Below are 12,210 nucleotides of genomic sequence, written 5' to 3'. Positions count from 1 at the left end.
CGGCAGGAGCGCCCCTGCGCCGACGGGCCCGTGCCCCGGGCGTGGCGTGCGTCAGTTCTTCGGGGGGTCGATCATCTGGAGGGCGAGGGTGGCGGGGGGCTCGGCGAGTCCGGGGCCGCCCGCGGCGGTCCAGGCGAGGATGTCGTCGAGGCAGTCGTCGTCCACGGTCCAGCCGATCCAGGCGGCCCGGCCGCCGCGGCGGCGCCCCTCGGTGGACGGCTGGACGACGACCACGTTGGCCTGCGCGCACGGGCCGAGGCAGTCGCTGGTCCGTACGGCCAGCCTGCCGCCCGAGGTGGCGGCGGCCTCGCGGAGCCGGGCCAGCTGGCCCGCGTGGTCGGTCCCGGGGTTCTTGCGCGCGTCGCCGCAGCAGCAGCCCCGGCAGACGACCAGGGAGCAGGGCCGGGCGCCGTAACGTATCGGTACCCGGCTCACGCGGGCGTCTCCAGGGTGATGTCCGCGACGGTGGTGACCGTACCGAGGCGGGGGAAGTCGAGGGTCACGGAGGCGTGGTGCTCCTCCGTGGTGAAGGCGGTCATGGCGTCCTCGGCGAAGAGGAGGTCGTAGCCGAGGTCGCAGGCGGCACGGGCGGTGGACTCGACCCCGAGGTTGGTGGCGATGCCGCCGAACACGACGGTGCTGACGGAGCGTTCGGCGAGCAGGTCGTGCAGTCCGGTGTCCTGGAACCCGCCGATGGTGCGCTTGACGACGACGAGGTCGTCGGCGTGCACGGGGGCGGGCACGAGGTCGCTGCCGGAGGGCTGGGCGTCGACGTGGGGGCGCTCCACCCTGATGTGGACGACGGGGGCGCCGGCGGCCCGGAAGGTCGCGGCCAGCCGGGTCGCGGCGGTGACGACGTCGGTTCCGGGGCGGGGGGCGAGGGGCAGCGCGACGATGCGTTCCATCAGGTCGACGAGAACGAGTGCGGTGCGGCCGGGATCGAGTGCGGGCATGGGAGCACGGTAACCTCCCCGTCGATCTTGGCGGGGCGGGTGAGAACGGGATCACGCCACGGCCCCCGGCGGTCGGGGACTTCGTCGCGCTCCGGCCGCGGCTGCCGACGACGGACCGGAGCGGAGTCGGAGGGGCGGACAGGGCGGGGAGCCGGCGGAGCAGGGCCAGGGCCAGGCGGGGCGCGCGGGTTCGTCAGGGCCCGGGGCCGTCCGGGGCCCGGGGCCGTCTGGGGCCCGGGTGTCAGGAACCCGGGTGTCAGGAGCCCGAGGCCGTCAGGAGCCCGGGGTCGCCGCCCGCTTCCGGGGCTCCCGTCGCACGGCGTCCGGGGCGGCCGCCGGCTCCGGGTCGCGGGAGCGGCGCTTGGCGATCACCGCGCAGACCATCAGCTGCATCTGGTGGAAGAGCATCAACGGCAGCACGGCGAGCGAGGCGTGCGCCCCGAACAGCACGCCGGCCATCGGCAGCCCGGCCGCCAGGCTCTTCTTCGAGCCGGCGAACTGGATCGCGATCCGGTCCTCGCGGCCGAAGCCGAGCCACTTCGCCCCGTACCAGCTGAGCCCGAGCATCACCGCGAGCAGCACGGCCTCGACCGCCAGCAGCAGCGCGAGCCGGGCCGGGGTCACCTGGTGCCAGATCCCGGCGGTCATGCCCAGGCTGAAGGCGCTGTAGACGACGAGCAGGATCGAGCCCCGGTCGACGTACCCGAGCACCTTCTTGTGCCGGACCAGGAAGCCGCCCACCCAGGGGCGCGACAGCTGTCCGGCCGCGAACGGGACCAGCAGCTGGAGCACGATCCTCAGCAGCGAGTCGGCCGAGAACCCGGCCCCGCTCCCGCCCAGCAGCGCCGCGGCGAGGAGCGGTGTCAGCAGGATCCCGGCCAAGGAGGAGAAGGAGCCCGCGCAGATCGCCGCGGGGACGTTGCCCCGGGCGATCGAGGTGAAGGCGATCGAGGACTGGATGGTGGAGGGGACCAGGCAGAGGAAGAGGAAACCGCTGGAGAGCGCGGGCGTGAGAACCGTCGGCACGAGCCCCCTCGCGGCCAGGCCGAGCAGCGGGAAGGCGACGAAGGTGCAGGCCAGGACGGTGGCGTGAAGCCGCCAGTGCCGCAGCCCCTCCATCGCCTCGCGGGTGGAGAGCCGGGCGCCGTACAGGAAGAAGAGGAGGGCGATGACCGCCGTAGCGGCCCCGTTCGCGACGTCGGCGGCCGTCCCGGAGGCAGGGAGCAGCGCCGCGAGGCCGACGGTGCCGAGCAACGCTAGGACGTACGGGTCGATCGGCAGCCAGGACGGCAGGAGGGTCGTACGGCGGCTCATGTGCTCCACTGCTCTCGGGCGGGGTCGTGCGCGTCCCATCCTGCTCGCCGCCCGGCCGATCGGGAATCCCGTACAGCGCTCTGACTGTCATCACGGTCCGCGATAGCCTCGGGGCGTGTACGACCCCACGCAGCTGCGCACCTTCCTGGCGGTGGCCCAGACGCTGAGCTTCACGCAGGCCGCGCGCCGGCTCGGGCTGCGGCAGTCGACCGTCAGCCAGCACGTACGGCGCCTGGAGGAGGCGACCGGCCGTCCGCTGTTCACCCGGGACACGCACAGCGTGGAGCTGACGGAGGACGGGGAGGCGATGCTCGGCTTCGCCCGGACGATCCTGCGGGCGCACGAGCGGGCGGCGGCGTTCTTCACCGGCACGCGGCTGCGCGGGCGGCTGCGCTTCGGCGCCTCGGAGGACTTCGTCGTGACCCGGCTGCCGGAGATCCTCCAGTCGTTCCGGAGCGAGCACCCCGAGGTGGACCTGGAGCTGACGGTCGGGCTGTCGGGGACGCTGAACGCCCGGCTGGAGGCGGGGCGGCTCGATCTGATCCTCGCCAAGCGGCGCGCCGACGAGAGCGGCGGCGAGCTGGTGTGGCAGGACTCCCTGATCTGGATCGGCTCGCCGCAGCTGCGACTGGACCCGGACCGACCGGTTCCGCTGATCGTCTACCCACCGCCCGGCATCACCCGCGCCCGGGCGCTGGAGGCGCTGGAGGCCCAGGGGCGGGCCTGGCGGATCGCGTGCACGAGCACGAGCCTGAGCGGCAACATCGCCGCTGCCCGCGCCGGCCTCGGGGTGATGGCCCATACCCGGGGACTGGTCCCGCCGGGGCTGGCACGGGTGCCCGCGCGGGCGGGTCTGCCGGAGCTGGGCGGCGTCGACTTCGTCCTGCGCAAGGGGCGTCGGGGCGGGGCGACCCAGGAGGCGGCGGACGCGCTGGCCACGGCGATCCTGGCGGGCGGGGACCGGCTCCACCGCTCGCACTGAGCACGGGGGCGGGCGAGCCGGGTACGGGGGCGGACCGGCTCCACCGCTCGCACTGAGACGGGGACGGCGTGAGCCGGGCACGGGGGGCGGGAATCCGGATGCGCCGCACGCCGGGAACCGAACCCGGGGGCCGGGCGGCGCGGCTGGGACGGCGACCGGTGCGCGGAGGCGGTGCGGATCGGCGGGGCCGTGATCGGCCCGTACAGATTCCGTGGAGATTCCCGCCCCGCCTGCTTACCGGCGAGTCAGTAACGGACGCCGCCCCGCCGCCACTTGCTCCGCTCCCCCGCGCTGACCTGTGCGTATGCGGAATGTCCCGACTTCGTGAAGGCCCTGCCGTCCGGCAGTCCCGTGGGGTACCGTCACCCGCGCCGTACGGAGCGCGACAACGAGCCGTCGAGGAGCAGGTCTTTGCGCGAGTTCACCGTGCCGCCCGTCGAGGCGGCGCCTCAGGTCGGCGGTCTGGCGGACGCCGTCTTCGAGCACGCCCAGGAGGCGCCGGACCGGGTCGTGCTCGGCCGCAAGGACGCCGAGGGCCGGTGGCAGGACGTGACCTCCGCGCAGTTCCGCGACGAGGTGCTCGCCCTCGCCAAGGGTCTGATCGCGCACGGAGTACGGTTCGGCGACCGGGTCGCGATCATGGCCCGGACGCGGTACGAGTGGACGCTCTTCGACTTCGCGCTGTGGACGCTCGGCGTGCAGTCCGTGCCGATCTACCCCACCTCGTCGGCGGACCAGGTCTATTGGATGCTGCACGACGCCGAGGTCACCGCGTGCGTGGTGGAGCACGAGGACCACGCGATGACGATCGGCTCGGTCGTCGACCGGCTGCCCCGGCTCCAGCGGCTGTGGCAGCTGGACTCCGGCCGGGGAGCCGTCGCCGAGCTGGTCGAGGCGGGCGCGGAGATCGACGAGGACGTGGTGCACCGGCATCGAAGGGCGGTGACGCCCGACTCCGTCGCCACGATCATCTACACCTCGGGCACCACGGGCCGCCCCAAGGGCTGTGTGATCACGCACTCCAACTTCATGTTCGAGACGGACATGCTCGTCGGCCGCTGGGAGCCGGTGTTCCACTCGAAGCCCGGCGACGAGGCCTCGACGCTGCTCTTCCTGCCGCTCGCGCACGTCTTCGGACGGATGGTGGAGGTCGCGGCGGTCCGCAGCGGGGTGAAGCTGGGCCATCAGCCGGCCCTGACGGCGTCGGCCCTGCTGCCCGATCTGGTCGCGTTCCGGCCGACGTTCATCCTGGCCGTCCCGTACGTCTTCGAGAAGGTCTTCCACGCGGCCCGGCGCAAGGCGGAGGCCGGCGGGAAGGCGGGACCCTTCGACAAGGCCGTGGAGGTGGCGGTCAAGTACGCGGAGGCGATGGAGCACAGGGCGTTCGGGCTCGGCCCGGGGCCTTCGGCGGCCCTGCGGGTGCAGCACCAGTTCTTCGAGAAGGTCGTGTACGGGAAGGTCCGCGAGGCCATGGGCGGGCGGGTCCGGCACGCGATGTCGGGCGGCTCCGGGATGGACCGCCGGCTCGGGCTGTTCTTCGAGGGCGCCGGAGTGACGGTCTTCGAGGGGTACGGCCTGACGGAGTCCTCGGCCGCGGCCACCGCGAACCCGCCCGAGCGCGTGAAGTACGGGACGGTGGGACAGCCGGTCCCGGGGACGACGGTGCACATCGCGGAGGACGGCGAGGTGTGGCTGCACGGCGGCCAGGTCTTCTCGGGGTACCTCAACGACCCGCGGGCCACCGCCGCGGTGCTCAACGACGGCTGGCTGTCCACCGGGGACCTGGGCATGCTCGACGAGGACGGCTATCTGACGATCACCGGGCGGAAGAAGGAGATCCTGGTGACGTCCAACGGCAAGAGCGTGTCGCCGGCCGGTCTGGAGGAGCGGATCCGGTCGCATCCGCTGATCGCCCAGTGCATCGTCGTGGGCAACGACCGGCCGTACATCGCCGCGCTGGTGACGCTGGATCAGGAGGCGGTGGAGCACTGGCTGGCGATGCAGGCGAGGCCGCCGCTGCCGGCCGCCGATCTGGTGCGGGACCCGAGCCTGGAGGCGGAGATCCGTCGGGCGGTGGTCTCGGCCAACACCCTGGTCTCGCAGGCCGAGTCCGTACGGACCTTCCGGATCCTGGCGCACCCCTTCAGCGAGGAGCACGGGCTGCTCACCCCGTCGTTGAAGCTGAAGCGGAAGGCGATCGAGAAGGTGTACGCAACGGAGGTCGAGGCACTCTACGGCTGACCGGGAGCCGGTGCGGCCGAGATGCGCGACCGAGGCGCACGGACACACGGCCGCGCGCCGCGAGGCCACTTCGGGCACGTCGGGTGGCGCCCCGGGCACGACGACCACAACTCCGGGTGGCGCGTCCGGCACGACGACCGCTCCGTCGGGTGGCGCCCCGGGCACGGCGACTGCTACCACGGAGACCGGGAACGACGACCGGTACGGCGGAATGCGATCCGGCGCCCGATCGTTGACCCTGGGAGTACCACCCGACGACGATAGGATCGACCCCTCGTGAGCACGGACAACAAGGTCCCTTCCCTCACCCTGAACAACGGCGTGCGGATGCCGCAGCTCGGCTACGGCGTCTGGCAGGTGCCGGACGACGAGGCGGCGCAGGCGGTGACCACCGCCCTGGAGGCCGGTTACCGCTCCATCGACACGGCCGCGATCTACCAGAACGAGACGGGCACCGGCCGGGCCGTCACCGGCTCGGGGATCCCGCGCGACGAGCTCTTCGTCACCACCAAGCTGTGGAACTCCGAGCAGGGCTACGACTCGACGCTGCGCGCCTTCGACGCGTCGCTCGACCGGCTGGGCCTGGACTACGTCGACCTGTACCTGATCCACTGGCCGGTGCCGGCGAAGGACGCCTACGTCGACACGTACCGGGCGTTCGAGAAGATCTACGCGGACGGCCGCGCCAAGGCCATCGGCGTCTCGAACTTCCTCCCGGAGCACCTGGAGCGGCTGATCGGCGAGACGTCGATCGTGCCGGCCGTCAACCAGATCGAGCTGCACCCCCACCTCCAGCAGGCGGAGGCCCGCAAGGCGCACGCCGGCCACGGCATCGCGACCGAGGCGTGGTCGCCGCTGGGGCAGGGCAAGGGGCTCCTGGAGGTGCCGGCGCTCGTCGCCATCGCCCAGAAGCACGGCCGCACCCCCGCGCAGGTGGTGCTGCGCTGGCACCTCCAGACCGGGAACGTGGTCATCCCGAAGTCGGTGACGCCGTCCCGCATCCGGGAGAACATCGACGTGTTCGACTTCGAGCTGGACGACGAGGACATGGGTGCCATCGCGGTCCTCGACGAGAACCGGCGGATCGGCCCGAACCCGGCCGAGTTCAGCGTCGGCGCCTGACAGCCCCGTACCGCCTCCGACAGCCCTGCCGCGACCGACGGCTTACCGCGCCTGACAAGCCCTACCGCGTCAGCGCGGTACGGCCCGGTACGGCGTCCGAGCGGTAGCGCCCCGCCTCGGCGCCGTGCCGCATGCCGCGGGACGCGCCCCGGTGCGGGTGCCCCTCCGGTCGTGACCGGGCGGCACCCGCACCGCCCGCGCCCCTCGCCCCTTCCCGGCCGGTCGGCGCGGGGCGCCGGGTGTCGCTCAGACGACGGTGAGGACGATCTTTCCGCGGGTACGGCCCGACTCCCCCAGCTCGTGTGCCTTGGCCGCCTCCGCCAGCGGCAGGACGGTGTCGACCACGGGCCGCAGCCGCCCGGACTCCACCAGCTCGACCAGGCCCAGGAGGCCGGCGTAGTCCGGCTCGACGAGGGTGAAGCCCGTACGGATACCCCGCTCCCCGGCCGGAGCGGCGTCGGGGGAGGGCAGCGTCACCAGCGTGCCGCCGTCACGGAGCACCGGCAGCGAACGGGTGCCGTAGTCGCCGCCGACGCAGTCCAGGACGACGTCCACGTCCCGTACGGCCTCGGAGAAGTCGGTCGCCGTGTAGTCGATCGGCTCGTCGACGCCGAGCGAGCGCAGGAAGTCCTGCTTGGCGGCGCCGGCCGTGCCCAGCACGTACGCCCCGCGGGCCTTGGCGATCTGGACGGCGAGGTGGCCGACGCCGCCCGCCGCCGCGTGGACCAGGACCCGCTGGCCCGGACGCAGCGCCGCCGTCCCGACCAGGGACTGCCAGGCGGTGAGCCCGGCGAGCGGCAGCGCCGCGGCCTCGACGTGGGAGAGGGAGGCGGGCTTGCGCGCGAAGTGGCGGGCCGGGCCGGTGACGTACTCGCCGTACCCTCCGGCCTGGCGCGGGAAGTCGGGCATGCCGAAGACCTCGTCGCCGGGGGCGTACAGCGTGACGCCGAGTCCCACGGCCTCGACGACGCCGGAGACGTCGTAGCCGAGGACCGGGGTCTCGGCCCACATGCCGAAGCCGCCGGTGGCGCGGGACTTCCAGTCGACCGGGTTGAGGCCTGCCGCGTGGACCCTGACGAGGATCTCGGTCGGGCCGGGCTCGGGGCGGGCGACCCGGGTCTCGGTGAGGACCTCGGGGCCGCCCCACTCGGTCGCGGTGACGACGCGCATGGTGGCGGGGGCGGCAAGGGGCGTGGCGTTCATGTGGGGCTCTCCTGGTGCGGGGTCGCTGGTGTGCCACCAGCGTCGGCGAGACTCACCCCCACCGGTACTGGCCGGATGGCCATGATGTGACAGAATCCGGCCATGACCTCCTGCCGGCCGTCGCCGCCCCGCCCACGGGTCTCCCCGGGAACACCGGCCCACCGGGTGGCCGTCCTCGCCCTGGACGGCGTGATCCCGTTCGAGCTGGGTATCCCCGCCCGCATCCTCGGCTGCCCGGCGGACGAGGACGGCACCCCGCTCTACGACGTGCGCGTCTGCTCGCTCGACGGCGCCCCCGTCCGCACCTCGGACGGCTTCTCGATCGTCACCGAGTTCGGGCCCGAGGAGCTGGCACGGGCCGACACCCTCGTGGTGCCGCCCACCTACGAACTGCGCAGGCTCGCCGAGGACGGCTCGCTCCGCGACCGGCTGGCCGACACCCTGCGACGGGTGCGCCCCGGCACCCGGATCGTCTCCATCTGCACCGGTGCGTACGCCCTGGCCGCGGTCGGCCTGCTCGACGGCCGGCGGGCGACCACCCACTGGTGGGAGGCCGCACACTTCCGGTCGCTCTTCCCGGACGTCCTGCTCGACGAGGACGTGCTGTTCGTGGACGACGGAGACGTCCTGACGTCGGCGGGCGCGGCGGCCGGCGTCGACCTCTGCCTGCACTTGGTCCGCAAGGACCACGGCAGCGCCATGGCCAATCTCGTCGCCCGGCGCTGTGTCGTCCCGCCGTGGCGGGACGGCGGCCAGGCGCAGTACATCGAGCGTCCGGTCCCGGAGCCGACGACGGCCACCACCGCGCCCACCCGCGCCTGGGCCCTGGAGCGCCTGGGCCGGCCGCTGACCCTCAACGAGCTCGCGGAGCACGCGCGGATGAGCGTACGGACCTTCACGCGGCGCTTCCGCGACGAGGCGGGAACCACGCCCGGGCAGTGGCTCACCGCCCAACGTCTGGAGCTCGCGAAGCAGTTGCTGGAGACCAGCGACCTGACCGTGGATCACATCGCGGACCGCACGGGGTTCGGCAGCGGCAACTCGCTGCGCCAGCACATGCGCAGCGCCGTCGGGATCTCGCCGGCCGCCTACCGGCGTACCTTTCACCTGACCGCGGGCGACACCGCGACAGGGGCACACGTCACGGGCGACGGCATCGGGCACGACGTCACGACGGACAGGGGGCACGGCACGTGAGCGGTTCACCGGCACCGGTGGAAGAGGGGCTGTACCGGGTACGGAACGTGGCCAGTGGGCTGCTTCTGGAGGTGTACGAGGGGTCGGGCCGCAGCGGCGCCAACGTGCAGCAGGGCAAGGAGAACGGGACGCCCGGCCAGCACTGGCACATCGCACCGGTGCCGAACGGCGGCGGACTCCATCACCTCGTCAACGCGGCAAGCGGCAAGCGGCTCGACGTGGCGAACGCCTCGACCGAGAACGGCGCCAACGTCCAGCAGTGGAAGGCGAACAACTTCGGCGCCCAGGAGTGGATCATCGAGCAGGACCTCCAGACACCGGGCACGGTCGCGTTGGTGAGCTTCGTGAGCGGGCTGCTCCTCGAGGTCGAGGACGGCTCGGCGGACGACGGGGCCAATGTCCGGCAGTGGGAGGACACCGATTCCCCCTCCCAGTGGTGGCGGCTGGAGCCGGTGGCCTGACGCCGGCCCGCGCGCGCCCCTGCGAGGCCGGGCCCCGCGGTCGCCGTCGGCCCGGCCCGCTCACCGCCGGGTGCGGTACTCCTGCGGGCTGAGCCCTCGCACCCGTTTGAAGGAGGCGCTCAGCGCGAACGCGCTGCTGTAGCCGACCTGCCGGGCCACGGACTCGACGGTGGCGTCCGTCTCGCGCAGCAGATCCGCCGCGAGCGCCAGCCGCCAGCCGGTGAGGTACGTCATCGGGGGCTCCCCCACAAGGTCGGCGAACCGGCGGCCGAGCGCCGCCCGGGACACGCCCGCCTCGGCGGCGAGCGAGGCGACCGTCCAGGGGCGGGCCGGACCGTCCTGGAGGAGGCGCAGGGCCCGGCCCACGACCGGGTCGGCCATGGCCCGGTACCAGGCGGGCGCCCCGGCGCCGGGCCGGGAGAACCAGGCACGGACGGCGGCGATGAGGAGCAGGTCCAGGACCCGGTCGAGGACGACGCTCTGGCCCGGTTCGTCGCGGGAGATCTCCTCGTCGAGGAAGGGCATGAGCGGGCAGTTCCACATCTCCGCCGGGAGGTGGAGCAGCGGTGGAAGCGCGTCCAGGAGACGCCGGCTGACCTCGCCGTCCATCTGGTACGTGCCGACCAGGAGGGTCGTCGACCCGTCGAGGGCGTTGCCCCAGCTCCGTACGCCCAGGTGCATCGACCGGGCGAGCGGTTCGCCGGTCAGGGTGGTGCAGACCCCGCCGGGTCCGATCACCGCGTGCGGCGGGGCGTCGACGGAGTGCGCGACGGTGTACGGCTCCGGGCCGCGGGCGATCGCGATGTCGCCGGGGCGCAGCAGGACCGGGGTGCCCGTGCCGGGGACGATCCACGCCTCCCCCGCCGTGACGCACATCAGGCAGAGGGGTGCGCGGTCCTCGATCCGGACGGACCAGGGCGGCTCCATGATCATCCGGAGGAGGAAGGCCCCTTTGGCCCGCGGTCCGTCGAGGAGTCCGGCCAGTGCGTCCATGGGGCGACAGCGTAGACGCGGGCGTATGGGAGTGAGCCGGTGGAGCATGGGAAGTGAGGCCGCCGCGCGCCAGTCTGAGGGACATGACGACGACGCAGACGAACCACACGCAGACGGACCCCATGCGGACGCACCCCGCGCGGACGGAGGCGGCCGGGACGGAAGGCTCTCGGACGGAGGGGGCCGGGACGGACCGGTCGCCGGCGCACACCGCACGGTCGCTCGGCACGCGGACGGTCCTCGTGACGAGCGCCTCCGGCAAGACCGGGCGGCGCGTGGCCGAGCGGCTCGCGGCGCGGGGCGCGCGGGTGCGGGCCGGGTCCCGTACCGGAACCACGCCCTTCGACTGGGAGGATGCGGCGACCTGGGCCCCGGCGCTGCGGGGCGTGGACTCCGCCTACGTGAACTACTACCCGGACCTCGCCGCTCCCGGGGCGGTCGAGGCCATGCGGACCTTCGGCGAGCTGGCGGTGGCCCACGGGGTGCGGCGGCTGACGCTGCTGTCCGGCCGGGGCGAACCGGAGGCGGTCCGGGCCGAGGAGGCGCTGCGGGCGACGGGAGTGGCGTTGACCGTCGTCCGCGCCGCCTTCTTCGCGCAGAACTTCTCCGAGGGCGCCCTGGCCGAGGGGGTCGCGGAGGGCACCCTCGCGTTCCCGGCGGGCGACACCGCCGAGCCGTTCGTCGACGCGGACGACCTGGCGGACGTGATCGTCGAGACGCTGGCCGAGGACGGCCACGCCGGTCTGGTGCACGAGGTGACCGGACCGCGGCTGCTGACCTTCGCCGAGGCCGCGGCGGAGATCTCGCGTGCGGCGGGCAAGGAGGTGGCGTACGTACCGATGGACGAGGCCGCGTACGCGGAGCTGCTGACCGGCCTCGGGCTCCCCGGGCCCGAGGCGCGGTGGCTCTCGGCCCTGTTCACGATGCTGCTCGACGGCCACAACGCGTCCGTCACGGACGGCGTGAAGCGGGTCCTGGGCCGCGAACCCCGCGATTTCGTCACCTTCGCGTCCGAGGCGTGGGACGCGCGAGGCGCGTGACCGCCGGGCCCGACGGATCGGCCGGGGTCGGCCGGTCCGTCCCCCGGCGGGACGGGCGGGACCGGCGGGACCGGCAGGACTATGGCGGCCGGTAGGACTGTGGAGGCCGGTGAGGGCGGCGGGGACCGGCAGGATCAGCGGGACTGCCGAGGCCGGCAGGGTCGGCGGGACTGCGAGGGCCGGTGGGACTGCGAGGGCCGGTGGGACTGCGAGGGCCGGTGGGGTCCGCGGGACCGTTCGAGCCCGGTGGGAGCGCGCCTGTGCGATCGTGGTGGGGTGACCTTGGAGGACCTCGTCCGGCTGCGCCGGGCCCGTGACCTGATGGACCGCGAGTACGCGAACCCGCTCGACGTTCCGGCGCTGGCGCGCGTCGCCCTGATGTCGCCCGGCCACTTCTCCCGCAGCTTCCGGGCCGCCTTCGGGGAGACGCCGTACAGCTACCTCATGACGCGGCGGATCGAGCGGGCCAAGGCCCTGCTCCGGCTGGGCGAGCTGTCGGTCACCGACGTGTGCTTCGCGGTCGGCTGTACGTCACTGGGGTCCTTCAGCTCGCGGTTCACCGAGCTGGTCGGCGAGACCCCGAGCGCGTACCGGGCCCGCAGCCACGACGAGGGCGCCGCGATCCCGGCCTGCTTCGCGAAGATCCACACGCGACCGGTCAGGAACGGAGAAGCGAAACCTCCCGCGCGCTCCTAGCGTGGTGC

12 protein-coding genes are annotated in these 12,210 nt (G+C 73.6%); 7 read left to right on the top strand and 5 right to left on the bottom strand.

The annotated features are described in order from the left end of the window. Positions 1-51: 51 nt before the first annotated feature. From ACZ68P_RS11485 to ACZ68P_RS11475, 3 genes are all read right to left on the bottom strand, one after another. Positions 52-435, bottom strand: coding sequence for a (2Fe-2S) ferredoxin domain-containing protein (locus ACZ68P_RS11485; protein WP_365714639.1), 384 nt, complete (start codon positions 433-435; stop codon positions 52-54). Beyond that, the gene (locus ACZ68P_RS11480; protein ID WP_471005177.1) at positions 432-953 is read right to left on the bottom strand and encodes an isochorismatase family protein; all 522 of its coding nucleotides are present in this window, start codon (positions 951-953) and stop codon (positions 432-434) included. Before ACZ68P_RS11480 ends, ACZ68P_RS11485 begins: the two co-directional genes overlap by 4 nt. A 273-nt stretch (positions 954-1,226) precedes the next feature. Then, on the bottom strand, positions 1,227-2,267 hold the full coding sequence (locus ACZ68P_RS11475; protein WP_471005176.1) for a bile acid:sodium symporter family protein: 1,041 nt from the start codon (positions 2,265-2,267) through the stop codon (positions 1,227-1,229). 115 nt (positions 2,268-2,382) lie between these two features. Here ACZ68P_RS11475 and ACZ68P_RS11470 point away from each other — a divergent pair, with 115 nt between their 5' ends. The 3 genes from ACZ68P_RS11470 to ACZ68P_RS11460 all read left to right on the top strand — a co-directional run bounded on the left by ACZ68P_RS11470 (position 2,383) and on the right by ACZ68P_RS11460 (position 6,612). Further along, complete coding sequence (locus ACZ68P_RS11470; RefSeq protein ID WP_471005175.1) at positions 2,383-3,249, top strand: LysR substrate-binding domain-containing protein; 867 nt, start codon at positions 2,383-2,385, stop codon at positions 3,247-3,249. Between the two features lie 411 nt (positions 3,250-3,660). Further along, the gene (locus tag ACZ68P_RS11465) at positions 3,661-5,490 is read left to right on the top strand and encodes an AMP-dependent synthetase/ligase (RefSeq protein ID WP_471005174.1); all 1,830 of its coding nucleotides are present in this window, start codon (positions 3,661-3,663) and stop codon (positions 5,488-5,490) included. A gap of 327 nt (positions 5,491-5,817) precedes the next feature. Further along, complete coding sequence (locus ACZ68P_RS11460) at positions 5,818-6,612, top strand: aldo/keto reductase (RefSeq protein WP_471005593.1); 795 nt, start codon at positions 5,818-5,820, stop codon at positions 6,610-6,612. A 246-nt stretch (positions 6,613-6,858) separates the two neighbouring features. Here the strand turns inward: ACZ68P_RS11460 and ACZ68P_RS11455 are convergent, their stop codons facing one another. Next, positions 6,859-7,815, bottom strand: a complete 957-nt coding sequence (locus ACZ68P_RS11455; RefSeq protein WP_471005173.1) for an NADP-dependent oxidoreductase — start codon at positions 7,813-7,815, stop codon at positions 6,859-6,861. 102 nt (positions 7,816-7,917) lie between these two features. Here ACZ68P_RS11455 and ACZ68P_RS11450 point away from each other — a divergent pair, with 102 nt between their 5' ends. Then, the gene (locus ACZ68P_RS11450) at positions 7,918-9,012 is read left to right on the top strand and encodes a GlxA family transcriptional regulator (RefSeq protein WP_471005172.1); all 1,095 of its coding nucleotides are present in this window, start codon (positions 7,918-7,920) and stop codon (positions 9,010-9,012) included. Then, on the top strand, positions 9,009-9,473 hold the full coding sequence (locus ACZ68P_RS11445) for an RICIN domain-containing protein (protein WP_471005171.1): 465 nt from the start codon (positions 9,009-9,011) through the stop codon (positions 9,471-9,473). The genes ACZ68P_RS11450 and ACZ68P_RS11445 overlap by 4 nt, the downstream gene beginning before the upstream one ends. 60 nt (positions 9,474-9,533) lie before the next feature. On the opposite strand, the gene ACZ68P_RS11440 is transcribed toward ACZ68P_RS11445, so the two are convergent. Further along, a complete protein-coding gene (locus tag ACZ68P_RS11440) occupies positions 9,534-10,466 on the bottom strand; it encodes an AraC family transcriptional regulator (RefSeq protein WP_471005170.1) in 933 nt (310 codons plus the stop codon). A gap of 83 nt (positions 10,467-10,549) precedes the next feature. Here ACZ68P_RS11440 and ACZ68P_RS11435 point away from each other — a divergent pair, with 83 nt between their 5' ends. Together ACZ68P_RS11435 and ACZ68P_RS11430 are read left to right on the top strand one after the other, a co-directional pair. Further along, positions 10,550-11,506 (top strand): NmrA family NAD(P)-binding protein, encoded by a 957-nt coding sequence (locus ACZ68P_RS11435; protein WP_471005169.1) that lies wholly within the window; start codon positions 10,550-10,552, stop codon positions 11,504-11,506. A 276-nt stretch (positions 11,507-11,782) separates the two neighbouring features. Then, positions 11,783-12,202 (top strand): helix-turn-helix transcriptional regulator, encoded by a 420-nt coding sequence (locus ACZ68P_RS11430; RefSeq protein ID WP_365714647.1) that lies wholly within the window; start codon positions 11,783-11,785, stop codon positions 12,200-12,202. Positions 12,203-12,210 lie beyond the last annotated feature (8 nt).

It is taken from the genome of Streptomyces sp. NPDC036822, assembly GCF_055609145.1.
Note: the sequence above shows the minus strand (reverse complement) of the source record. Positions and strands in the feature narration are given on the sequence as shown.